22 protein-coding genes and 3 pseudogenes are annotated in these 23699 nt (G+C 51.7%); 11 read left to right on the top strand and 14 right to left on the bottom strand.

Going from position 1 to position 23699, the window contains the following annotated elements; translation table 11 throughout:
• Position 1: 1 nt before the first annotated feature.
• On the bottom strand, positions 2–2017 hold the full coding sequence (ligA, locus tag ABZJ92_RS00430; RefSeq protein WP_000443652.1) for an NAD-dependent DNA ligase LigA: 2016 nt from the start codon (positions 2015–2017) through the stop codon (positions 2–4).
• Between the two features lie 70 nt (positions 2018–2087).
• Positions 2088–3074, bottom strand: a complete 987-nt coding sequence (gene zipA / locus ABZJ92_RS00425) for a cell division protein ZipA (protein WP_005047119.1) — start codon at positions 3072–3074, stop codon at positions 2088–2090.
• A gap of 229 nt (positions 3075–3303) precedes the next feature.
• On the opposite strand from zipA, the gene cysZ reads away from it, so the two are divergent.
• From cysZ to crr, 5 genes are all read left to right on the top strand, one after another.
• Positions 3304–4065: a sulfate transporter CysZ gene (gene cysZ, locus ABZJ92_RS00420; protein WP_000254830.1), complete on the top strand. Its 762-nt coding sequence runs from the start codon at positions 3304–3306 to the stop codon at positions 4063–4065.
• Between the two features lie 184 nt (positions 4066–4249).
• A complete protein-coding gene (gene cysK / locus ABZJ92_RS00415; protein WP_000034406.1) occupies positions 4250–5221 on the top strand; it encodes a cysteine synthase A in 972 nt (323 codons plus the stop codon).
• Between the two features lie 383 nt (positions 5222–5604).
• Entirely contained in the window at positions 5605–5862 is a 258-nt protein-coding gene (gene ptsH / locus ABZJ92_RS00410) for a phosphocarrier protein Hpr (RefSeq protein ID WP_000487600.1), read from the top strand.
• A 44-nt stretch (positions 5863–5906) separates the two neighbouring features.
• Positions 5907–7634 carry a phosphoenolpyruvate-protein phosphotransferase PtsI gene (gene ptsI, locus ABZJ92_RS00405; protein ID WP_000623136.1) on the top strand — a complete coding sequence of 576 codons (1728 nt, stop codon included), beginning with the start codon at positions 5907–5909 and terminating at the stop codon, positions 7632–7634.
• Positions 7635–7674: 40 nt separating this feature from the next.
• Positions 7675–8184 carry a PTS glucose transporter subunit IIA gene (gene crr / locus ABZJ92_RS00400; protein ID WP_000522247.1) on the top strand — a complete coding sequence of 170 codons (510 nt, stop codon included), beginning with the start codon at positions 7675–7677 and terminating at the stop codon, positions 8182–8184.
• Between the two features lie 41 nt (positions 8185–8225).
• Here crr and pdxK read toward each other — a convergent pair whose 3' ends face one another.
• On the bottom strand, positions 8226–9077 hold the full coding sequence (gene pdxK / locus ABZJ92_RS00395) for a pyridoxine/pyridoxal/pyridoxamine kinase (protein ID WP_000096660.1): 852 nt from the start codon (positions 9075–9077) through the stop codon (positions 8226–8228).
• Positions 9078–9181: 104 nt separating this feature from the next.
• On the opposite strand from pdxK, the gene ABZJ92_RS00390 reads away from it, so the two are divergent.
• Positions 9182–9556, top strand: a complete 375-nt coding sequence (locus tag ABZJ92_RS00390; RefSeq protein ID WP_000719924.1) for a YfeK family protein — start codon at positions 9182–9184, stop codon at positions 9554–9556.
• A gap of 32 nt (positions 9557–9588) precedes the next feature.
• A pseudogene (locus tag ABZJ92_RS00385) lies at positions 9589–10312 on the top strand (WGR domain-containing protein).
• Positions 10313–10515: 203 nt separating this feature from the next.
• Here ABZJ92_RS00385 and cysM read toward each other — a convergent pair.
• From cysM to murR, 7 genes and pseudogenes are all read right to left on the bottom strand, one after another.
• On the bottom strand, positions 10516–11427 hold the full coding sequence (gene cysM, locus ABZJ92_RS00380; protein ID WP_005063508.1) for a cysteine synthase B: 912 nt from the start codon (positions 11425–11427) through the stop codon (positions 10516–10518).
• Positions 11428–11560: 133 nt separating this feature from the next.
• Complete coding sequence (gene cysA, locus ABZJ92_RS00375; RefSeq protein ID WP_000021053.1) at positions 11561–12658, bottom strand: sulfate/thiosulfate ABC transporter ATP-binding protein CysA; 1098 nt, start codon at positions 12656–12658, stop codon at positions 11561–11563.
• Positions 12648–13523 (bottom strand): sulfate/thiosulfate ABC transporter permease CysW, encoded by an 876-nt coding sequence (gene cysW, locus ABZJ92_RS00370; protein WP_000852686.1) that lies wholly within the window; start codon positions 13521–13523, stop codon positions 12648–12650. The genes cysA and cysW overlap by 11 nt, the downstream gene beginning before the upstream one ends.
• Positions 13523–14356, bottom strand: a complete 834-nt coding sequence (gene cysT / locus ABZJ92_RS00365) for a sulfate/thiosulfate ABC transporter permease CysT (protein WP_000458420.1) — start codon at positions 14354–14356, stop codon at positions 13523–13525. The genes cysW and cysT overlap by 1 nt, the downstream gene beginning before the upstream one ends.
• Complete coding sequence (gene cysP, locus ABZJ92_RS00360) at positions 14356–15372, bottom strand: thiosulfate/sulfate ABC transporter substrate-binding protein CysP (RefSeq protein WP_000290222.1); 1017 nt, start codon at positions 15370–15372, stop codon at positions 14356–14358. The genes cysT and cysP overlap by 1 nt, the downstream gene beginning before the upstream one ends.
• Before the next feature lie 303 nt (positions 15373–15675).
• Positions 15676–16467 (bottom strand): SDR family oxidoreductase UcpA, encoded by a 792-nt coding sequence (ucpA, locus tag ABZJ92_RS00355; RefSeq protein WP_000517441.1) that lies wholly within the window; start codon positions 16465–16467, stop codon positions 15676–15678.
• Between the two features lie 128 nt (positions 16468–16595).
• Positions 16596–17454, bottom strand: a pseudogene (gene murR / locus ABZJ92_RS00350) (HTH-type transcriptional regulator MurR).
• Positions 17455–17617: 163 nt separating this feature from the next.
• Here murR and murQ point away from each other — a divergent pair.
• From murQ to ABZJ92_RS00335, 3 genes and pseudogenes are all read left to right on the top strand, one after another.
• Positions 17618–18514, top strand: a complete 897-nt coding sequence (murQ, locus tag ABZJ92_RS00345) for an N-acetylmuramic acid 6-phosphate etherase (RefSeq protein WP_001175651.1) — start codon at positions 17618–17620, stop codon at positions 18512–18514.
• 3 nt (positions 18515–18517) lie between these two features.
• Positions 18518–19942, top strand: coding sequence for a PTS N-acetylmuramic acid transporter subunit IIBC (murP, locus tag ABZJ92_RS00340; RefSeq protein ID WP_001040468.1), 1425 nt, complete (start codon positions 18518–18520; stop codon positions 19940–19942).
• A 4-nt stretch (positions 19943–19946) separates the two neighbouring features.
• Positions 19947–20033: pseudogene (locus tag ABZJ92_RS00335) on the top strand (hypothetical protein); the annotation flags it as partial.
• Positions 20034–20121: 88 nt separating this feature from the next.
• Here the strand turns inward: ABZJ92_RS00335 and yfeX are convergent.
• From yfeX to ABZJ92_RS00315, 4 genes are all read right to left on the bottom strand, one after another.
• Positions 20122–21021 (bottom strand): porphyrinogen peroxidase, encoded by a 900-nt coding sequence (gene yfeX / locus ABZJ92_RS00330; protein ID WP_005047153.1) that lies wholly within the window; start codon positions 21019–21021, stop codon positions 20122–20124.
• Between the two features lie 95 nt (positions 21022–21116).
• Positions 21117–21692: an RpoE-regulated lipoprotein gene (locus ABZJ92_RS00325; protein WP_000838955.1), complete on the bottom strand. Its 576-nt coding sequence runs from the start codon at positions 21690–21692 to the stop codon at positions 21117–21119.
• 60 nt (positions 21693–21752) lie between these two features.
• A complete protein-coding gene (locus tag ABZJ92_RS00320) occupies positions 21753–22202 on the bottom strand; it encodes a DUF2919 domain-containing protein (RefSeq protein WP_001399260.1) in 450 nt (149 codons plus the stop codon).
• The gene (locus tag ABZJ92_RS00315) at positions 22189–22614 is read right to left on the bottom strand and encodes a GNAT family acetyltransferase (RefSeq protein ID WP_000406000.1); all 426 of its coding nucleotides are present in this window, start codon (positions 22612–22614) and stop codon (positions 22189–22191) included. The genes ABZJ92_RS00320 and ABZJ92_RS00315 overlap by 14 nt, the downstream gene beginning before the upstream one ends.
• A gap of 213 nt (positions 22615–22827) precedes the next feature.
• Between ABZJ92_RS00315 and amiA the strand changes: the two genes are divergently transcribed.
• A complete protein-coding gene (gene amiA / locus ABZJ92_RS00310) occupies positions 22828–23697 on the top strand; it encodes an N-acetylmuramoyl-L-alanine amidase AmiA (protein WP_000102891.1) in 870 nt (289 codons plus the stop codon).
• The last annotated feature ends 2 nt before the right edge of the window (positions 23698–23699 follow it).

Below are 23699 nucleotides of genomic sequence, written 5' to 3'. Positions count from 1 at the left end.
CTCAGCTACCCAGCAAACGCAGCATTTCCGCTTCGTCGATGACTTCAATGCCCAGTTCCTGCGCCTTCGCCAGTTTAGATCCTGCAGCTTCACCCGCTATCACCAGATCGGTTTTCTTCGACACGCTGCCCGCGACTTTCGCGCCCAGTTCGACCAGTCGAGCTTTAGCGTCATCACGCGACATCTGGCTTAAGCTGCCCGTAAGCACCACGGTTTTACCAGCAAACGGGCTGTCAATCTCTTCCGCGTTGATAACGATCGGCGCAGGCCAGTGAACACCTTCCGCCAACAGCTCGCTGATGACATTGCGGTTGCTTTCTTCGGCAAAGAAGTTGTGAACGTGGGATGCAACGACAATGCCAACATCAGGCACCTTTTGCAGCTCTTCAATCGAAGCGGCTTCCAGCGCTTCCAGCGTGCCGAAATATGCCGCCAGACCTGCTGCGGTGGCCTCGCCGACTTCACGGATGCCAAGTGCATAGAGGAAGCGAGCAAAGGTGGTTTCTTTCGCTTTTTCCAGCGCGTTAACCACGTTTTGTGCCAATTTTGGCCCCATACGCTCCAGTCCGGTCAGTTTGCCTGCGGTGAGTTTGAACAGATCTGCCGGAGTATGGACATATTCTTTTTCAACCAGCTGATCGATGATTTTGTCGCCCATTCCGTCAACATCCATCGCACGGCGGGAAACAAAGTGTTTCAGCGACTCTTTACGCTGCGCACCGCAAATCAGGCCACCGGTACAGCGGGCAACCGCTTCACCTTCCACACGCTCAACGTCAGAACCACATACCGGACAATGCGTCGGGAATACAACCTCACGGGTATCTTCCGGGCGTTCAGAAAGCACGACGTTAACCACCTGCGGGATCACGTCGCCAGCGCGGCGAATCACCACTTTATCGCCAATGCGTAAACCAAGACGTTCGATTTCATCCGCATTGTGTAAGGTTGCGTTACTCACCAGCACGCCAGCAACATGGACAGGTTCCAGACGCGCAACAGGCGTAATCGCGCCAGTACGCCCAACCTGAAACTCGACGTCACGCACAAAGGTCATCTGCTCCTGCGCCGGGAATTTAAACGCAACCGCCCAGCGCGGGGCACGCGCGACAAAGCCAAGCTGCTCCTGCTGTTCCAGTGAGTTGACCTTAATCACCACGCCGTCGATATCAAAGCCCAGCGTCGGGCGGTCTTCTTCCACTTTGTGATAGAACGCCAGCACTTCTTCCGCCGATTCACAAAGCGTTACCCGATCGCTGACCGGCACCCCCCACTTTTTAAATTGCAGTAAACGGCCAAGATGAGTATCCGGCAGCTCGCCACCTTCCAGAACACCAACGCCATAGCAGAAAAAAGTGAGCGGTCGCTTCGCTGTAATACGCGGATCAAGCTGACGCAGTGAACCAGCTGCCGCATTACGTGGGTTAGCAAAAACTTTCCCGCCCGTGCGTCGCGCATCTTCGTTAATCTTTTCGAACCCCGCCTGCGGCAGGAACACTTCACCACGCACTTCCAGACGCGCCGGGATATTCTCTCCGTGCAGCTTCAGCGGAATGGCGCGAATAGTACGCACATTAGACGTGATATCTTCCCCGGTGGTGCCATCGCCACGGGTCGCGGCACTGACTAAAACGCCATTTTCATACAGAATACTGACGGCAAGGCCATCCAGCTTCAGCTCACAGCACCAGGTGACTTTCTCGTTGTTTTTCAGACGGTCCTGCACACGTTTGTTGAAAGCAAGAAAGCTTTCTTCATCAAAAACGTTATCCAGTGACAGCATTGGTACTTCATGGCGTATCTGGCTGAAAGCTGCCAGCGGCGCAGCACCTACACGTTGGGTAGGCGAATCAGGCGTAATCAGTTCTGGATGTTTGGTTTCCAGCTCGCGCAGTTCGCGCATCAGCCTGTCGTATTCAGCGTCGGGAATTTCCGGCGCATCCATCACATGATAAAGATATTCATGATGGCAAAGCGTCGTTCGCAGTTCTGTCAGTTGTTGTTCGATTGATTCCATATCGCACCATCAATGCTAAAAACCCCCGACAAGCGGGGGTTCGAAGAGGAGTTAATTTGCCTTAAGTGTATCAGGCGTTGGCGTCTTTGACTTCGCGGATGATGTCCTGGTACTCGCGCAATTTCTGCGGAGTCATCATACGGCGCTGATCGTCAAGCACGACACCGCCCACTTCATCGGCAATATGCTGCGCAGATTGCAGCATCAGCTTGAAGTTCTGCAGCTCGTCACCGTAAGACGGTACCTGCATAAAGATAGTGACACCCGGAGTAGTGAAATCCTTCATTTCAGGATCAAAGGTTCCCGGTTTCACCATATTCGCCAGGCTGAATAACGCCGGGCCGCTGCCATCCGGGCTAAGATGACGATGGTAAATATTCATATCGCCAAAAATGAAGCCCGCTTGTTGAATGCTGTTAAGAAGCAGTTCACCGTTTAGCTCGCTACCGTGATGCGCCGCGACGTTCATGATAATCACCGCTTCTTTGCGCTTCGGTTTATCCATAACTGGAGCCGGTTCCGCTACAGGCTCAGGCTGTGGTGCCGCTACGGGTTCTGCAGGCTGGAAAGCCTGTTGTGCCGGTTGCGGTGCTGAATGCACAGGCTGCGGCGCTGGCGCGACCTGTGGCGAAACTGGCTGCTGCAACGGCTGTTCAGGCTGCGGCTGATAGGCAGGCTGCTGCACCGGCTGCGCTGGACGCGGAGCATGTTGCGGCGGTACCTGCGCTTCAGGCGGCTGCTGGACCGGTTGACGCGGCTGCGCAGACGCATAAGGCGGTAGGTACTGGTGTTGCGGCGACGGACGAGCAGCCTCATGCTCCTGAGCGTTAGCCGGGGCATGATTCACGCGGTGAACACGAACCTCACCAACGCCCTCATCATCTTCGACATCCTCGTCATAAGAATCGTCGTCACGTTTTGACTTCATTCGTTTTAATGGCCGATCGCGGAACATAGAAGATCGTTCTTTACGGCTGGTCCAGAAACCATGTACCAGTAAAGCGATTATGGCGATCGCGCCAACAATGATTAATATCAGACGCAAATCCTGCATCATTATATTCTCTGTTGTTCTAACACCTTGCCACCACGGCAAACATTTACTCACTAAGAGTATTTGCCGATTACCTCAAGTGCAAGTGCACTATTAACTTTCACAGCACAAAGATAGATGAAATCGTGCTTTTTGCTGTTTTTTCGAACATATCCTAACTGTCCATTGCGCAATTACCCGGTAAAATACGCAGAATTTTCCTGGGATTGGTCAAAAGGAGCTCATCCTGATTATGGTTTCATCATTCACATCTGCCCCACGCAGCGGTTTTTACTATTTTGCGCAAGGCTGGAAGCTCGTCTCGCAACCTGGGATTCGGCGTTTCGTTATTTTACCGCTGCTGGTCAATATTTTGTTGATGGGGGGCGCATTCTGGTGGCTCTTTACACAGCTCGATGTCTGGATCCCGACTTTCATGAGTTACGTTCCGGACTGGCTACAATGGCTGAGTTATCTGTTGTGGCCTCTGGCTGTCATCTCTGTGCTGTTAGTGTTTGGCTATTTCTTCTCCACGATTGCTAACTGGATTGCCGCTCCGTTTAACGGTTTATTGGCTGAACAACTGGAAGCACGATTGACTGGCGCTACACCGCCAGATACCGGGATTTTCGGTATCATGAAAGATGTGCCGCGAATCATGAAACGCGAATGGCAAAAATTTGTCTGGTATCTGCCGCGCGCAATTGTATTACTAATTCTTTACTTCATCCCTGGTATTGGGCAAACCGTCGCGCCGGTACTGTGGTTCCTGTTTAGCGCCTGGATGTTAGCCATCCAGTATTGCGATTACCCCTTCGATAACCACAAAGTGCCGTTTAAAGAGATGCGCACCGCCCTGCGCACACGCAAAATCACCAATATGCAGTTTGGTGCTTTAACCAGCCTGTTTACGATGATCCCGCTGCTTAATCTGTTCATCATGCCCGTTGCCGTTTGTGGCGCGACGGCGATGTGGGTCGATTGCTATCGCGATAAACACGCGATGTGGCGGTAACAATCTACCGGTTATTTTGTAAACCGTTTGTGTGAAACAGGGGTGGCTTATGCCGCCCCTTATTCCATCTTGCATGTCATTATTTCCCTTCTGTATATAGATATGCTAAATCCTTACTTCCGCATATTCTCTGAGCGGGTATGCTACCTGTTGTATCCCAATTTCATACAGTTAAGGACAGGCCATGAGTAAGATTTTTGAAGATAACTCGCTGACTATCGGTCACACGCCGCTGGTTCGCCTGAATCGCATCGGTAACGGACGCATTCTGGCGAAGGTGGAATCTCGTAACCCCAGCTTCAGCGTTAAGTGCCGTATCGGTGCCAACATGATTTGGGATGCCGAAAAGCGCGGCGTGCTGAAACCAGGCGTTGAACTGGTTGAACCGACCAGCGGTAATACCGGGATTGCACTGGCCTATGTAGCTGCCGCTCGCGGTTACAAACTCACCCTGACCATGCCAGAAACCATGAGTATTGAACGCCGCAAGCTGCTGAAAGCGTTAGGTGCAAACCTGGTGCTGACGGAAGGTGCTAAAGGCATGAAAGGCGCAATCCAAAAAGCAGAAGAAATTGTCGCCAGCAATCCAGAGAAATACCTGCTGCTGCAACAATTCAGCAATCCGGCAAACCCTGAAATTCACGAAAAAACCACCGGTCCGGAGATCTGGGAAGATACCGACGGTCAGGTTGATGTATTTATTGCTGGCGTTGGGACTGGCGGTACGCTGACTGGCGTCAGCCGCTACATTAAAGGCACCAAAGGCAAGACCGATCTTATCTCTGTCGCCGTTGAGCCAACCGATTCTCCAGTTATCGCCCAGGTGCTGGCAGGTGAAGAGATTAAACCTGGCCCGCATAAAATTCAGGGTATTGGCGCTGGTTTTATCCCGGCTAACCTCGATCTCAAGCTGGTCGATAAAGTCATTGGCATCACCAATGAAGAAGCCATTTCTACCGCCCGTCGTCTAATGGAAGAAGAAGGTATTCTTGCAGGTATCTCTTCTGGAGCAGCTGTTGCCGCAGCGTTGAAACTACAAGAAGATGAAAGCTTTACCAACAAGAATATTGTGGTTATTCTACCATCATCGGGTGAGCGTTATTTAAGCACCGCATTGTTTGCCGATCTCTTCACTGAGAAAGAATTGCAACAGTAATGCCAGCTTGTTAAAAATGCGTAAAAAAGCACCTTTTTAGGTGCTTTTTTGTGGCCTGCTTCAAACTTTCGCCCCTCCTGGCATTGATTCAGCCTGTCGGAACTGGTATTTAACCAGACTAATTATTTTGATGCGCGAAATTAATCGTTACAGGAAAAGCCAAAGCTGAATCGATTTTATGATTTGGTTCAATTCTTCCTTTAGCGGCATAATGTTTAATGACGTACGAAACGTCAGCGGTCAACACCCGCCAGCAATGGACTGTATTGCGCTCTTCGTGCGTCGCGTCTGTTAAAAACTGGCGCTAACAATACAGGCTAAAGTCGAACCGCCAGGCTAGACTTTAGTTCCACAACACTAAACCTATAAGTTGGGGAAATACAATGTTCCAGCAAGAAGTTACCATTACCGCTCCGAACGGTCTGCACACCCGCCCTGCTGCCCAGTTTGTAAAAGAAGCTAAGGGCTTCACTTCTGAAATTACTGTGACTTCCAACGGCAAAAGCGCCAGCGCGAAAAGCCTGTTTAAACTGCAGACTCTGGGCCTGACTCAAGGTACCGTTGTGACTATCTCCGCAGAAGGCGAAGACGAGCAGAAAGCGGTTGAACATCTGGTTAAACTGATGGCGGAACTCGAGTAATTTCCCGGGTTCTTTTAAAAATCAGTCACAAGTAAGGTAGGGTTATGATTTCAGGCATTTTAGCATCCCCGGGTATCGCTTTCGGTAAAGCTCTGCTTCTGAAAGAAGACGAAATTGTCATTGACCGGAAAAAAATTTCTGCCGACCAGGTTGATCAGGAAGTTGAACGTTTTCTGAGCGGTCGTGCCAAGGCATCAGCCCAGCTGGAAACGATCAAAACGAAAGCTGGTGAAACGTTCGGTGAAGAAAAAGAAGCCATCTTTGAAGGGCATATTATGCTGCTCGAAGATGAGGAGCTGGAGCAGGAAATCATAGCCCTGATTAAAGATAAACACATGACAGCTGACGCAGCTGCTCATGAAGTTATCGAAGGTCAGGCTTCTGCCCTGGAAGAGCTGGATGATGAATACCTGAAAGAACGTGCGGCTGACGTACGTGATATCGGTAAGCGCCTGCTGCGCAACATCCTGGGCCTGAAGATTATCGACCTGAGCGCCATTCAGGATGAAGTCATTCTGGTTGCCGCTGACCTGACGCCGTCCGAAACCGCACAGCTGAACCTGAAGAAGGTGCTGGGTTTCATCACCGACGCGGGTGGCCGTACTTCCCACACCTCTATCATGGCGCGTTCTCTGGAACTGCCTGCTATCGTGGGTACCGGTAGCGTCACCTCTCAGGTGAAAAATGACGACTATCTGATTCTGGATGCCGTAAATAATCAGGTTTACGTCAATCCAACCAACGAAGTTATTGATAAAATGCGCGCTGTTCAGGAGCAAGTGGCTTCTGAAAAAGCAGAGCTTGCTAAACTGAAAGATCTGCCAGCTATTACGCTGGACGGTCACCAGGTAGAAGTATGCGCTAACATTGGTACGGTTCGTGACGTTGAAGGTGCAGAGCGTAACGGCGCTGAAGGCGTTGGTCTGTATCGTACTGAGTTCCTGTTCATGGACCGCGACGCGCTGCCCACTGAAGAAGAACAGTTTGCTGCTTACAAAGCAGTGGCTGAAGCGTGTGGCTCGCAGGCGGTTATCGTTCGTACCATGGACATCGGCGGCGACAAAGAGCTGCCATACATGAACTTCCCGAAAGAAGAGAACCCGTTCCTCGGCTGGCGCGCTATCCGTATCGCGATGGATCGTAAAGAGATCCTGCGCGATCAGCTCCGCGCTATCCTGCGTGCCTCGGCTTTCGGTAAATTGCGCATTATGTTCCCGATGATCATCTCTGTTGAAGAAGTGCGTGCACTGCGCAAAGAGATCGAAATCTACAAACAGGAACTGCGCGACGAAGGTAAAGCGTTTGACGAGTCAATTGAAATCGGCGTAATGGTGGAAACACCGGCTGCCGCAACAATTGCACGTCATTTAGCCAAAGAAGTTGATTTCTTTAGTATCGGCACCAATGATTTAACGCAGTACACTCTGGCAGTTGACCGTGGTAATGATATGATTTCACACCTTTACCAGCCAATGTCACCGTCCGTGCTGAACTTGATCAAGCAAGTTATTGATGCTTCTCATGCTGAAGGCAAATGGACTGGCATGTGTGGTGAGCTTGCTGGCGATGAACGTGCTACACTTCTGTTGCTGGGGATGGGTCTGGACGAATTCTCTATGAGCGCCATTTCTATCCCGCGCATTAAGAAGATTATCCGTAACACGAACTTCGAAGATGCGAAGGTGTTAGCAGAGCAGGCTCTTGCTCAACCGACAACGGACGAGTTAATGACGCTGGTTAACAAGTTCATTGAAGAAAAAACAATCTGCTAATCCACGAGATGCGGCCCAATTTACTGCTTAGGAGAAGATCATGGGTTTGTTCGATAAACTGAAATCTCTGGTTTCCGACGACAAAAAGGATACCGGAACTATTGAGATCATTGCTCCGCTCTCTGGCGAGATCGTCAATATCGAAGACGTGCCGGATGTCGTTTTTGCGGAAAAAATCGTTGGTGATGGTATTGCTATCAAACCAACGGGTAACAAAATGGTCGCGCCTGTAGACGGTACCATTGGTAAAATCTTTGAAACCAATCACGCGTTCTCTATCGAATCTGATAGCGGCGTTGAACTGTTCGTCCACTTCGGTATCGACACCGTTGAACTGAAAGGCGAAGGCTTCAAGCGTATTGCTGAAGAAGGTCAGCGCGTGAAAGTTGGCGATACTGTCATTGAATTTGATCTGCCGCTGCTGGAAGAGAAAGCCAAGTCTACCCTGACTCCGGTTGTTATCTCCAACATGGACGAAATCAAAGAACTGATCAAACTGTCCGGTAGCGTAACCGTGGGTGAAACCCCGGTTATCCGCATCAAGAAGTAATTCTTGCCGCAGTGAAAAATGGCGCCCATCGGCGCCATTTTTTATGCTTCCGCCAGCGGCGGCAAAATCAATTCATCGCTCTCATGCTGCTGGGTGTAGCGCATCACTTCCAGTACGCGCAACCCCGCACGGTGCACCGCATCGTTTAACGCCTTCCCTTTCAGCAAACCACTGATAAGCTGAGCACAAAACAGGTCGCCAGTCCCTTTCAGGTCGGTTTTTACCCGTGAATGGGAAATGACATTCACGCTGTCGGCACTGACCACCACCACCTGCATCTCCTGATTTTCTTCATTACCGGAGGCGCTGGTAATCACCACCCATTTTAATGTGTCTGAAAGCAGACTTTTTGCGGCAGCAATGGCACTGTCGAGATCGCGGCAATTTTTACCGGTCAGGATTTCCAGCTCAAAGATATTGGGGGTAATTCCCTGCGCCAGCGGCAGTAAATATTGTCGATACGCCTCGGGAAGGTCAGGTTTGACATAAATTCCGCTATCAATATCGCCAATCACCGGATCGACCATGATCAATAGGTCAGGATGGTCTTTGCGTAGCGCAGTCAGCCACTCGGCAAGGATTTTGATTTGCGATGCCGTTCCCATATAGCCCGTGGTTACAGCACGAAGTTGGCGCAGCGCATCACGCTCCTGAAGCGCACGCAAATAGCCGCTAAACCATTCGTCCGGAATCGCACCACCGTAGAAAGTGTCATAATGCGGCGTATTGCTCAGCAATACCGTCGGCACGGCAAAGACATTCAAGCCGTTCTGTTTTATAGCAGGCACCGCAATGCTGTTGCCTACGCTTCCGTACACTACCTGCGACTGCACGGCGACGATATCCGCCTGCAGCGCCCTACTCTTATCGTTAAACAACAACAAACTACTCATTTAATTTTTTCTCCTTGCCGATGATCCTCATCGTATTCCAACCGAAACTTTACCTGATTCTGGCAGTCAAATCGGCTATTACAAAACAAAGATAAGGTAATTCAGTGAAGAAAATCATTTGTCTGGCCATTACGCTGCTAATGACACTCCCCGCTTACGCGAAGTTAACTGTTCATGAAGAAGCCCGCATCAACGCCATGCTGGAGGGATTAGCACAGAAAAAGGATTTGATATTTGTGCGCAACGGTGATGAACATACCTGCGATGAAGCGGTTTCCCACCTGCGTCTGAAGCTCGGCAATACCCGTAACCGCATTGACACTGCCGAGCAGTTTATTGATAAGGTAGCTTCGTCGTCATCGATTACCGGGAAGCCGTATATCGTGAAGATCCCCGGTAAGAGCGATGAGAACGCACAGCCTTTTTTACATGCGTTAATTGCGCAGACGGATAAAACGGTGCCTGCGGAAGGAAATTAATCCGCTTTGGTAAGGCATTTACAGGAGGTAACATGAAAAAATGCTTTATTTATCACGATGAAAAATCGAATAAATTTTGGTGGATAGATTACGAAGGGGATAGTTTAGCTGTCAACTATGGCAAGGTAGGTAGTATTGGTAAATTCCATACAAAAGAATTCGATAATGAAGAACAGTGTCTGAAAGAAGCCAGTAAATTGATTGCCGCAAAAATGAAAAAAGGATATCAAGAAACTCCAGACTTTAACTTCATGGATCTCTACTATTTTGATGATGAAGAGATTGGGTTACATCTTAAAACGTCACACCCAAACTTCCAGTGCCATTTTACTGATCCACTTTATATGTGTTGCTGGGATGAAGAATCTCCTTTTGGTAGCGATGAAGGTGCTGATGCTCTAAACGAACTTGAAAATAGCCTCCGTTCTGGACTGTGCTGATTTCCCTCAAATGTTAATTGAAACTATGTGGGGTATGAAATACATCGCTATGGACAGTATTCTTGAAGAGGATGTGCGTGCGCAATTACTAGCCGATGAAATGAGCTCTATCCAGAGCAATATGATTACCTACGCGACTGCATTCGGTCAGATCAAAGTCATGGGTAAAATCTCCCATAAACTTAAAAAGATGGGACTCAATGCACTAGCGCGTCATCAGCTTACCGCAAAAATTCTTCAATGGGGTGACGGTCAGGACTCACCAATACTTCAAAAAATGATTGATGACCTTACTGCTTTTCCACACGAAAATTAAAAACTGCATTTGTCGGCAGCAACAACTGCCGACAAATCAGATTATTGACAAAGTGCACTTTGTTTATGCCGGATGCGGCGTAAACGCCTGATCCGGCATAAAAATATTGCTAATTCAATATATTGCAGAAACATTGTAGGCCTGATAAGCGGAGCGCATCAGGCAGTTTTGCGTTTGTCATCAGTCTCCAATGCTATTAATCCTTAAATCCCTGCCCCCTGACTAAAATGCTCTTCCCCAAACACTCCGGTGGAGAGGTAGCGATCGCCACGATCGCAGATGATCGCTACCACCACCGCACCAGGGTTAGCTTTTGCCACCCGCAGTGCTCCAGCAACCGCGCCGCCTGAGCTGACGCCACAGAATATTCCTTCCCGCACCGCCAGTTCGCGCATGGTGTTTTCCGCATCGCGCTGATGAATATCCAGCACCTCATCCACCAGCGCAGCGTTGAAAATCCCCGGCAGATATTCCGCAGGCCAGCGGCGAATGCCCGGAATACTGCTGCCTTCTTCCGGTTGCAGGCCAACAATGGTCACCGGTTTGGATTGTTCGCGCATAAAGCATGAAACGCCGGTGATAGTGCCGGTCGTCCCCATGCTGGAGACAAAATGAGTGATGCGCCCGCCGGTTTGCTGCCAGATTTCCGGCCCGGTGGTGGTGTAATGCGCATAAGGGTTATCGGGATTATTGAACTGATCGAGCAGCTTTCCTTCGCCACGATTCGCCATCTCCAGCGCCAGATCGCGCGCACCTTCCATGCCCTGCTCTTTGGTGACAAGAATCAGTTCCGCACCATAAGCACGCATCGCCGCACGGCGTTCCTGGCTCATGTTGTCGGGCATCAGCAATTTCATGCGATAGCCTTTCAGCGCGGCAATCATTGCCAGCGCAATGCCGGTGTTACCACTGGTGGCTTCGATTAAGACATCACCCGGTTTAATTTCCCCGCGCTTTTCCGCCTCGACGATCATCGAAAGTGCCGCACGATCTTTCACCGAACCTGCCGGGTTATTGCCTTCCAGTTTTAACCACACTTCACTGCCGTTATCCGGCCCCATTCGCTGCAACTTCACCAGAGGCGTATTGCCTATTGTTTGTTCTAATGTACTCACAATCTCTATCCATACGTGGTGTTGCCTGATGCGACGCTTGCGCGTCTTATCAGGCCTACAGGTTACAAACCTTGCCATTAAAAAGCCCGGATCGCGGGAAGCGCCTCCGGGCGTTTAACATTCACTCAACCTATCAGGCGCTTTGTGCGAGAGCAAGTTCCTCATCGCGGGTTTCAATACGCTCGTCGCCGTTATACAGCCGCGCATGTTGCAGACCAACGAATAAACGCTCGCCATGCTGCGGGGCATCGTCGCCATGCATCACGACCGTCAGCGGTTCGTTGTACCACCCCAGCGGCTGCACCACTAATTGGGTGTAGTGACCTTTCGGGCTGGCTTCCAGTACCTGTACCGGCAGCGGCGAATCGAGACTGGTACGGCGGCTGATATCCACTTCCCACGGGCGCAGGAAGAGATCCACCGGCCCCTGATACGCAGGTGTGTAGCCCAGCGGCCAGCGATGCGCGCCAACATGGAACTGCCCGCCGCGAATGGTTCCCTGCAGGCGGTTCACTTCGCCCATAAATTCGAGTACAAAACGGGTCGCTGGTTCGCGCCATACCTGATTCGGCGCATCAGCCTGTTCAATATTCCCCTGACTCATCACCACTACACGATCGGCTACTTCGGTCGCCTCTTCCTGGTCGTGGGTCACAAACACGCTGGTGAATTTCAGCTCTTCATGCAGTTGACGCAGCCAGCGACGCAGCTCTTTACGCACCTGCGCATCCAGCGCGCCGAACGGTTCATCAAGCAGCAGAATTTGCGGTTCTACAGCCAGCGCGCGCGCCAGCGCCACACGCTGTTTCTGGCCGCCGGAAAGCTGCGCCGGATAACGATCCGCCAGATGCGCAAGCTGGACCATTTCCAGCAATTTTGTCACTTTCGCTTTGATGGCTGCGGCATTCGGGCGCTCGCGACGCGGCAGCACCGTCAGGCCAAAAGTGATATTGTCGAATACCGTCATATGGCGGAACAGCGCGTAATGCTGGAACACGAAACCGACTTTACGATCGCGCGCGTGCAGGCGACTCACGTCGGTGCCGTGGAAGCGAATATGCCCGCTGGTTTGATGCTCCAGCCCGGCGATAATCCGCAGCAGCGTGGTTTTCCCGGAACCGGACGGCCCCAGCAACGCGACCATCTGACCAGAAGGAATATCCAGTGAGATATCGTTCAGCACCTGGGTGCGACCAAAAGACTTCTTGATATTGGCAATCTCAATGCTCATGATGCTCCTCCTGCTGCGCGCGTTTTTCCTGATTCTCCAGGCGCCACTGCAACATACTCTTTAAAAACAGGGTGATAATCGCCATCAACGTCAACAGCGCGGCGGCGGTAAAGGAGCCGACGGTGTTGTAGTCCTGCTCCAACAATTCAATCTGTAACGGCAGCGAAAGTGTTTCGCCGCGAATCGAGCCGGAAACCACCGACACTGCACCAAACTCGCCAATCGCGCGGGCGTTGGTCAGCACCACGCCGTAAAGCAGCGCCCAGCGAATATTCGGCAATGTGACGCGACGGAACATCTGCCAGCCGGACGCGCCAAGCAAAATCGCCGCTTCGTCTTCCTGGCTGCCCTGGCTTAACATCACCGGCACCAGCTCGCGCACCACAAACGGACACGTCACAAAGATGGTGACCAGCACCATTCCGGGCCAGGAGAACATAATTTGCAGATTATGTTCATCCAGCCAGCCGCCGAGCGGGCCGTTGGAGCCGTAGAACAGCAGATACACCAGACCGGCAACCACCGGCGATACAGCAAACGGAATGTCCAGTAGCGTCAGCAGTAACTGGCGTCCCGGGAAGTTAAAGCGCGTCACCAGCCAGGCCAGCAGAATGCCGAACACCAGGTTTACCGGTACGGCAATCAGCGCGATCATCACCGTCAGCCAGATGGCGTGCAGCATGTCCGGATCGGCCAGATTCTGTAAAACCGGCATCAGCCCCTTGCTGAATGCCTGCACGAAGATGTAAATCATCGGCACCAGCAGGATGAACGCCGAAACCAGCATCCCGATGCCAATCAGAAACCATTTGCCCCAGTTAATCGGGCGCGCGTCATAACGCTTCAATTGGGTAACTTCCGCCATTAATGACCTACCACACGCCGACCAAAGCGACTTTGCAGAGTGTTAATTGAGAACAGCAGCAGCAGAGATGCCGCGAGGATCACCGAAGCAATCGCGCTCGCTGCCGGGTAATCAAACTCCTGTAAGCGCACAAAAATCATCAGCGACGTCACTTCCGTCTTCCACGCGATATTTCCGGCGATAAAAATCACCGCGCCAAATTCACCAAGACTACGGGTAAACGACAGCGCCACGCCCGCCACCAGCGCCGGAGAAAGCTCCGGCAGCACCACTTTGCAGAAACTCTGCCAGCGCGTTGCACCAAGCGTTTCCGCCGCTTCTTCATATTCCGGGCCTAACTCTTCCAGCACCGGCTGCACGGTACGCACCACAAACGGAATGCTGGTAAAGGCCATCGCCACCGCAATACCAAGCCAGGTATAGGTGACTTTGATATCAAACTTCGCCAGCCATTCACCGTAAAAACCGTTTACGGAAAAGAGCGAGGCCAGCGTTAAACCGGCGACTGCCGTTGGCAGCGCAAAGGGTAAATCCATCAGCGCATCAAGCAGCGTGCGGCCCGGAAAGCGATAACGTGTTAAAATCCACGCCATCAGCAGACCGAAAACGCCGTTAAAAATCGATGCCACAAACGCCGACAGCAGCGTCACTTTGTAGGCCGCGACCACCTGCGGGTTGGTGATCACCTCCCAGTACTGCGCCCAGCTCATCTCAGAAAGCTGCATCACCAGCGCAGAGAGCGGCAGCAGCAATATCAGGCACACAAACAGCAGACTGGTGCCAAGGCTTAAAGTAAAGCCCGGCAGCACGCGTCTTGAAGAAACTGCAAACATTACTTACGCCCCGCCGCTAACAGCTTGTCTAACTCGCCGCCGCTGGTGAAGTGGGTTTTCATCACTTCCGGCCATGAGCCAAATTTGTCTTCCACGCGGAACAGTTCGGTCTGCGGGAATTTATCTTTCAGTTTGTCCATGACTTCCGGGTTATTCACACGGTAGTAATAGTCGGTGATGATGGTCTGCGCCTGTGGGCTGTAGAGCCAGTTCAGGTAGGCTTTTGCGGCTTTTTCCGTACCGTTGGCCTGCACATTTTTATCGACCCACGCCACCGGGAATTCCGCCAGAATATTGGTTTTCGGGATCACCACTTCAAAGCCCTGTGCTTCATACTGTTTACGGATGTTGTTCACTTCCGATTCAAAGCTAATCAGCACATCGCCCAAGCCACGCTCGGCAAAAGTGGTGGTTGCGCCACGACCGCCGGTATCGAACACTTCAACGTTTTTCAGGAACTGGGTCATAAACTGTTCGGTTTTGGCTTTATCGCCACCGTCAGCTTTATCCGCTGCGCCCCATGCCGCCAGATAGGTATAACGCGCGTTACCCGACGTTTTCGGGTTCGGGAAAATCAGCTTCACGTCGGAGCGCACCAGGTCGTTCCAGTCGTGGATATTCTTCGGGTTGCCCTTACGCACCAGGAAGCCCATGGTGGAGTAGAACGGCGAGCTATTATTCGGCAGGCGCGACTGCCAGTCAGCCGGGATCAGCTTGCCTTTGTCGTGCAGGATTTGTACGTCGGTCACCTGGTTATAAGTGACAACGTCTGCTTTTAAGCCCTGCAAAATCGCCAGCGCCTGTTTTGATGACCCGGCATGAGATTGTTTTATCGTCAGTTTGTCGCCGCCGTTATCTTTTGCCCATTGCTGTTCAAACGGCGGATTCAGGGCGGCAAACAGCTCGCGGGAGACGTCATAAGAACTGTTCAGCAGTTCCGTTGCCTGTACATGGCCCGCCAGCAGCAGAGAAGCGACCAGCGCGAGTGAGTTCTTTTTCAGTAAGTTAACGGCCATTGCGCACCCTTATAAATTTAATGACTTTCTAATAGCCATCATATTTATAACGGACGTGAAAGGAGTAACGGTTTTATATACCGTTTGGTGATTTGGAAGTTAAAAAGGGAATAAGAACTTGGTTCAACAGGCGTAATTGTTGCAGGCAGTTTGGACACGGACAGCGCGGAGAAACCGGAGCGTACACATAGTACGTGAGGATTTCGAGCACTGCCCGGGGCCAAAATGACAAATGAAATAGCCTGGTGAACTTAGTTCAAGACGAAATCCTCCCCACACATGCAGGGAGGAAACAGAGGTGAATCAGATACCGACGCTAACCGTCTCCGGCAGTGTGCTGCCGCCATCAATCACATTCTGTGTACCGGTTAAATAGCTGGATTCATCCGATGCGAGGAAGGCCGCCAGTTCGCCGACTTCCAGCGGATCGGCGAGGCGACACAGCGGGATTGCTTTTGCCATTTCAGTCAGCACCGATTCTGGATCTTCCGGGTTCGACTGGCGGGCAATGCTTTCCGCCATTGGCGTGCGGACGTATCCCGGGCAGATGGCGTTAACGCGAATACCGGATTGCGCGTACTCCACCGCCAGCGATTTAGTCAGGCCAACAATCGCCGCTTTCGTTAAGGCATACGCCGTTTCGCCAGGATCGGCCACCATATCACCAGTGACTGAAGACATCATCACAATGCGACCATCTTTGCGCGCAATCATCTCCGGCAGCACCGCCTTCGTGACGTTCCATACGCCTTTAATATTGATATCAATATGGAAATCGCGATCTTCATCGCTCATATCGAGGAAACTGCCCAGACGACAAACGCCTGCGTTATTCACCAGGATATCAATGCGCCCTTCTTTTTCCTTCGCGCGTTTGATAGCTGCGGCTACCGACGCCGGGTCACGCACATCGGCGACAACCGCCGTACAGCGATGACCACGACCACACAGTTCGTCCGCTAGCTTTTCGATCTCAGGGGAGATATCCAGCAAGATTAGGTTCGCGCCATGACGTGCAAAAGTTCTGGCAATTCCTTCGCCAATTCCCTGCAATGCGCCCGTAATCAGTGCTGTCTTGCCCGTGAGTTTACCCATTTTAATGCTCTCCTTGTTAATACAGAGCGTTACACTCCATTCCCTCTGAAAATACAGGATAAACAAAATATTGCTGCGGATCAGCTCACTAATTCAGGAAAATCTCAATCCAGTCGCTGCTTTATGCATCATTTCAGGCGTTGTGTTAGCTCACTGCTGCGCTGAATCATTTTCAATGACGCCACATCATTGATGTTGCACAAGACCAACAAACAGTAAATCGGTAACAGAATTTTGCGCCGTGCGGGTAGACATCGACGAGCTACGCCATTCGGTTTCACCGGAAACGGTATCGAGCGTGAAATGCGCCAGCCGCCGCAGCGGAGAGTCAGCCAGAGAAGTAATGGCAATCACCGTTGCCCCCTGCTTTCGTGCCGCTTCTGCGCACAAGACAATCTCTTTTTTACTGCCGCTGTAAGAGATAGCGATTTGTACATCGCCTTTTTTCAACGCCTGGGAAACGGTGGCTTGTACGTGCGTGTCGGCTTCGCAGGCCACGCGATAGCCAATTTTCATCAGTTTGAACGACAGATCGCGCCCCACCAGCGCCGATCCGCCCAGGCCCGTTATCTGGATAAACGGTGCTTTACTGATGACCTCAATGATTTTTTGCAGCCGCGCGTAGTCGAACAACGCACAGGTTTGCTCCAGCGCCAGCTCTTTTTCGCGATTCAGTTTGCGGGCAATCACTTCCAGCGAATCATCACTGGTAATCGAACTGTGCAGGTGCAGCGCCGTGGCATTCGTTTTCTCCCGGCTGGCACTGTATTCGCCAATTAACGCCATACGCAATTCAGTAAATCCTTGCGCGCCGAGCTTCTGGGCAAATTTCACAATGCTCGACTGGCTGATACCGAGCTGTTTCGCCATCTGCCGTGAAGAGACGGATTTCAGCTCGCTCACTCTGGCCCGCAGAAAGTCAGCAATTTTTTGCTCGTTCCCGGTAAATTCACTTTCCGCATTGCGTATTTTCGTCAGGTACAACATCTTCCACTCTCCTGGGCTGGCAGCAAAAATTCCGCTTAAGTTCTTATGACGCTCTTCACACTCTGCGAGTGTAGACTCAATGATTCCTTTAAGTCTGTCAATTCGGGATATATGATTCCATACATCTGCAATTATTTGATCGTAAATAGTAAGGTCACCACCGATGCAACTAGAAAAGATGATTACTGAAGGCTCGAACACCGCCTCGGCTGAAATTGACCGCGTATCGACGCTGGAAATGTGCCGGATTATCAACGATGAAGATAAAACCGTACCGCCTGCCGTTGATCGCGTCCTGCCGGATATCGCCGCGGCGATCGATGTTATCCACGCCCAGGTCAGCGGCGGCGGTCGTCTGATTTATCTCGGTGCGGGAACATCCGGTCGTCTGGGGATTCTGGATGCCAGCGAATGTCCGCCCACCTACGGCGTGAAACCGGGTCTGGTGGTTGGTTTGATTGCTGGAGGCGAATATGCCATTCAGCACGCGGTGGAAGGAGCTGAAGATAGCCGGGAAGGTGGTGTTAACGATCTGAAAAATATTAATTTAACGGCACAGGATGTGGTGGTTGGCATTGCTGCCAGCGGTCGCACGCCGTATGTGATTGCCGGACTGGAATACGCACGCCAGCTCGGCTGCCGCACAGTGGGAATTTCCTGTAATCCGGGGAGCGCCGTTTCAACCACCGCTGAGTTTGCCATTACACCGATTGTAGGTGCCGAAGTTGTTACCGGTTCTTCGCGGATGAAAGCAGGTACAGCGCAGAAACTGGTGCTCAATATGCTTTCCACCGGGCTGATGATTAAATCCGGCAAAGTGTTCGGCAACCTGATGGTCGATGTGGTCGCCACCAACGAAAAACTGCATGTGCGCCAGGTCAATATCGTTAAAAACGCCACCGGATGTAATGCCGAACAAGCGGAAGCGGCGTTAATTGCCTGCGAGCGCAACTGTAAAACGGCCATTGTGATGGTGCTGAAAAATCTCGATGCCGCAGAAGCTAAAAAACGCCTGGATCAACACGGCGGCTTTATTCGTCAGGTTTTAGACAAGGAATAACCCATGGCCAAAGAGATCAGCAGTGAACTTCTGAACACCATTCTTACCCGTGTCGGCGGACCGGGAAATATCGCCAGTTGTGGTAACTGTATGACGCGCCTGCGTCTGGGTGTACATGACAGTTCACTGGTTGATCCCAATATCAAAACGCTGGAAGGCGTGAAGGGCGTCATTTTGACCAGCGACCAGGTGCAGGTCGTTTTTGGGCCTGGTAAAGCGCATCGTGCCGCAAAAGCGATGAGCGAGCTGCTGGGCGATGCACCGGTACAGGATGCCGCAGAAATCGCCGCCCAGAACAAACGTCAGTTAAAAGCCAAACAAACCTCCGGCGTGCAACAATTTCTCGCCAAATTCGCCACCATCTTCACGCCGCTGATCCCCGGTTTTATTGCCGCCGGTCTGCTGCTGGGGATAGCGACGTTAATTGCCACGGTGATGCACGTTCCGGCAGATGCTCAGGGCACGCTACCCGACGCGCTGAATTTTATGAAGGTGTTCAGCAAAGGTTTGTTCACCTTCCTAGTGATTCTGGTGGGCTATAACGCCGCCCAGGCATTTGGCGGCACGGGCGTCAATGGCGCAATTATTGCCGCACTCTTTTTGCTCGGTTATAACCCCGCTGCAACCACCGGTTACTACGCCGGTTTTCACGATTTCTTTGGTCTGCCCATCGATCCGCGCGGCAATATTATCGGCGTGCTGATTGCCGCGTGGGCCTGCGCCCGCATTGAAGGCATGGTGCGCCGCTTTATGCCGGACGATCTCGACATGCTGCTGACCTCGTTAATCACCCTGCTGATCACCGCTACGCTTGCGTACCTGATCATTATGCCGCTGGGTGGCTGGTTATTCGAAGGTATGTCATGGCTGTTTATGCACCTGAACAGTAATCCGTTCGGTTGTGCGGTTTTAGCCGGGCTGTTCCTGATCGCCGTGGTATTTGGCGTGCATCAGGGCTTTATTCCTGTTTACCTCGCGTTAATGGACAGCCAGGGATTCAACAGCTTATTTCCCATCCTTTCAATGGCAGGCGCGGGCCAGGTGGGCGCGGCGCTGGCACTCTACTGGCGGGCGCAACCGCACAGTGCGCTACGCAGTCAGGTACGCGGGGCGATTATTCCCGGCCTGCTGGGCGTTGGTGAACCGCTGATTTACGGTGTCACCCTGCCCCGCATGAAGCCGTTTGTTACCGCCTGTTTAGGCGGCGCGGCGGGCGGTTTGTTTATCGGATTGATAGCCTGGTGGGGTCTGCCGATGGGCTTAAACAGCGCCTTTGGGCCGTCTGGTCTGGTGGCGCTGCCGCTGATGACTTCCGCACAAGGCATCCTTCCGGCAATGGCGGTTTATGCTGGCGGGATTCTGGTGGCATGGGTTTGCGGGTTTATTTTCACCACGCTCTTTGGCTGCCGTAACGTCAATCTGGACTGATATTATGAAACGGACAATGCTCTATCTTTCTCTGCTGGCTGTTAGTTGTAGCGTCAGCGCCGCAAAATACCCTGTTCTGACAGAAGGTAGTTGATCAAGTATATGCGGCGTTAAAGCAGTAATAAAAAGGCCAGTCAGTAATGTTACTGCCTGGCCTTTAATCAATGAATCAGAAACGCTTACAGCGCCATCAACTTGTCCAGCGACGGTGCGAAATAATAGCCGCCGGTTACCGGTTTGGTGAAACGCAACATCGCATCACGTTTGCCATCGGTATCGCCAAACATGCTCAGCAGTTGCTGCTCAATGTTATGCAGACGCGCGCAGTAGGCGCAGAAGTACAGACCGTGAGTGCCACTGGCGGTGCCGTACGGCAGGCTCTGGCGAACAATCTTCAGCCCTTTGCCATCTTCTTTCAGATCAACGCGGGTGAGGTGAGAGGTTTCCGGACGTTCGTCGCCGTCAATCTCTTCGTTGGCCTCTTTGGTGCGCCCGATCATCATCTCCTGATCGTGAACGCTCATCCGGTTGAGCTGCTTCAGGTTGTGCTCCCAACGCTGCACAAACACATAGCTGCCGCCGGAATCCACGCCGTCTTTGATAACCGCCACTTCGCGGCGCGTCTCTTCACCCGCCGGGTTTTCTGTACCGTCAACAAAGCCGCTCAGGTCACGCTCTTCCACCCAACGGAAGCCGTGGATCTCTTCTTTCACTTCAATGCAGTCACCAAAGGCTTCCATCGCCGCCTGAGCGACAGAGAAGTTTACGTCGTGACGCAGAGAAAGAATGTGGATCAACACATCGAACTGGGTCGTCGGCGCAAGGCCTTTACCGTAGCCCGGAAAATCTTTCAGCTCTTCTGCCCCAACGCCGCCGCTCAGAGCGCGCCAGGTGTTGTTACCAAAGGCAACCACCGCACCAAGATGCGCGTCCGGGAATTTCGCTTCAAAAGTTGCCAGTTTGTCGGCAAATGTTTTACTGGCCGCACGCAGGGCGTCAACTTCCCCTTTCACGTTGGCTTCGATCCAAATCGCCGCGCGGCAATGTTCTGGCAAAATGCCACTCTGAACCTGAGACATTGTTCCTCCTGAAAATAAGAATGCCACGCAATCCGTGGCATTGTTGAGCGCTATTTTACGTGTTTTTTCGCGACGGCGGTTTGTTCAGACGCAAATTAACGCCGCCAGATAATTTTACTGACTTTCCAGTTTTTCAGGGTATCGTCCGAAGGCATTAACCCTTCAGGACCACGCCATTCCCCGCTGAACTGGTAGCTAATATGTTGACTGCCTTCGGCTTTACATTCGACGGCACGATTATCATCACCATCAGCTTTTTGGCAATTGCCAAATGCTTTGCTGTAAAGGTCGCTAAACGGTGTACCGATTTTAACACCGGTGTCAGCAGGAATATCGCTATCCAGCACGTCAATGCGACTGATCGTGCCTTGATCGCCGTTAATCACCATCGCCACGTTGTCGCCTTTCATCACTTCAAAAAAGCGCACCACGTTGCCGTTCGTGGTTTTCATTCCGCTGCGCAGGCGATAATCGCCATCAAGCGCATCAGCAATGGCTTGTTCTTGCAGTGGTGTGGACGCCGTTAATTCACCCACGCCCTGCTCGCTCACTTTGGTGGACGATCCAAACCAGTTCCACGGGTTAGCGGCAGACCAGTTAACTGACGACATCGTGGAACAGCCGGTCAGCATCAACGGCATAGCGCATAACATTAAACGCAGCGATTTCATGTCACTTCCTTTGGTTATTCAATAACGTTGCTTGGAGTGCAAATTCACCAAAAAGTGCCGTTATTCTTTTTCTTCATTAAAACAAGCGCGTAAACGTCGATTGGTCAGCAGCCAGATTAACGCCACAATATCCGCCACTACCAGCGCCAGACCGATACCGCTAACGGATTCACCGTTCAGCCACAGCCACGGTTGCCAGCAAAGTAAAACCACCTGCGCCAACAGCAACAGAAAATAGAGCACATGCCAGGTGCGAGGAAACGAAGCCCGCCGACCGCTCAACAAAAACGCCAGCACCGCCGGAATACCGGGAATCAGCCCCAGCCAGAAATTATCGTGATCGGGATAAAACAGATTTAGCAGCGCAGTACCCTGCTCACGCGACGCACCGGCAATGACAAACAGCACCCAGGTTCGCGCCTGAAGCAATAGCACAAGCCAGAAGAGCAAGGGTAAACGCAGGCGTCCGTGCGCATCATAATGGACAGGATGGAACTCAGTACTCTTCATCTTCAATCAAACGCTTACCCAGACTCAGCACGTCGGCGTGTTCATATCCCAGGCGTTCATACATTCCGAGCACCATGTCGTTATCTTCCGGCACGTTGATCTGAATTTTCGGGCAGCCGCGAGCAATCAGCTTTTTCTCCAGCCGGTTAAGCAACGCATTGGCAATTCCACGCCCACGAAACTCTGGATGCACGCCAAGATAATAAGCAGACCCGCGATGCCCGTCATAACCGCCCATCACCGTTCCGACCACTTCACCGTTTACCTCAGCGACCAAAAACAAACTGACGTCATGGTTCATCTTACGCTCGATGTCCATTTCCGGATCGTTCCACGGACGCAGCAAGTCGCAACGCTCCCAAAGGGTGATGACCTCTTCGAAATCTTCCTGGCGAAATACGCGTATCTCCATGGTATTCGTTACCTTTTTGCGGGTTAAAAGGCTGATTATGGCGTGAACGGTCGAATTAGCCAATATCTGACGAAAATCGGTTGAAAAAGTGGCATAATGGGGAGTTGTCAACTATTGAAATGAAAAGTAAAACAATTCTCAACAGCAAACCGTCGTAACGGATTACGCGATACGATATAACATCTGGAACTTTATTATTACAACTCAGGCCGTATGAGCACTTTTAAACCACTAAAAACACTCACTTCGCGCCGCCAGGTGCTGAAAGCCGGTTTAGCTGCCCTGACGTTGTCAGGAATGTCGCAAGCCATTGCCAAAGACGAACCTTTAAAAACCAGCAACGGACACAGCAAGCCGAAAGCCAAAAAATCTGGCGGCAAACGTGTCGTTGTTCTCGATCCAGGCCACGGCGGAATTGATACCGGAGCGATCGGACGCAACGGTTCGAAAGAAAAACATGTGGTGCTGGCGATTGCTAAAAACGTCCGTTCCATTTTGCGTAATCATGGGATTGATGCGCGTTTAACGCGTTCTGGCGATACGTTTATCCCACTTTACGATCGCGTTGAAATCGCCCATAAACATGGCGCAGATCTGTTTATGTCAATTCATGCCGATGGCTTTACCAACCCGAAAGCTGCCGGTGCTTCGGTATTTGCCCTCTCTAACCGTGGGGCAAGTAGCGCAATGGCGAAATACCTGTCTGAACGCGAAAACCGCGCCGATGAAGTTGCCGGTAAAAAGGCGACTGACAAGGATCACCTATTGCAGCAAGTACTGTTTGATCTGGTGCAAACCGATACTATTAAAAACAGCCTGACGCTTGGCTCGCATATTCTGAAAAAGATTAAGCCGGTGCATAAACTGCACAGCCGCAACACCGAACAAGCCGCGTTTGTGGTGTTGAAATCGCCGTCGGTTCCTTCGGTGCTGGTGGAAACCTCGTTTATCACCAACCCGGAAGAAGAGCGGCTGTTAGGCACGGCGGCGTTTCGTCAGAAAATCGCCACAGCGATTGCTGAAGGCGTGATCAGTTATTTCCACTGGTTCGACAACCAGAAAGCACATTCGAAAAAGCGATAAGT

Origin of the sequence: Shigella sp. FJ200513 (assembly GCF_040495915.1) — a bacterium.
In the GTDB taxonomy this organism is placed as follows: domain Bacteria; phylum Pseudomonadota; class Gammaproteobacteria; order Enterobacterales; family Enterobacteriaceae; genus ECMA0423.
The sequence above is the reverse complement of the archived record's forward strand: the minus strand, read 5'-3'. Positions and strand labels throughout refer to the sequence as shown.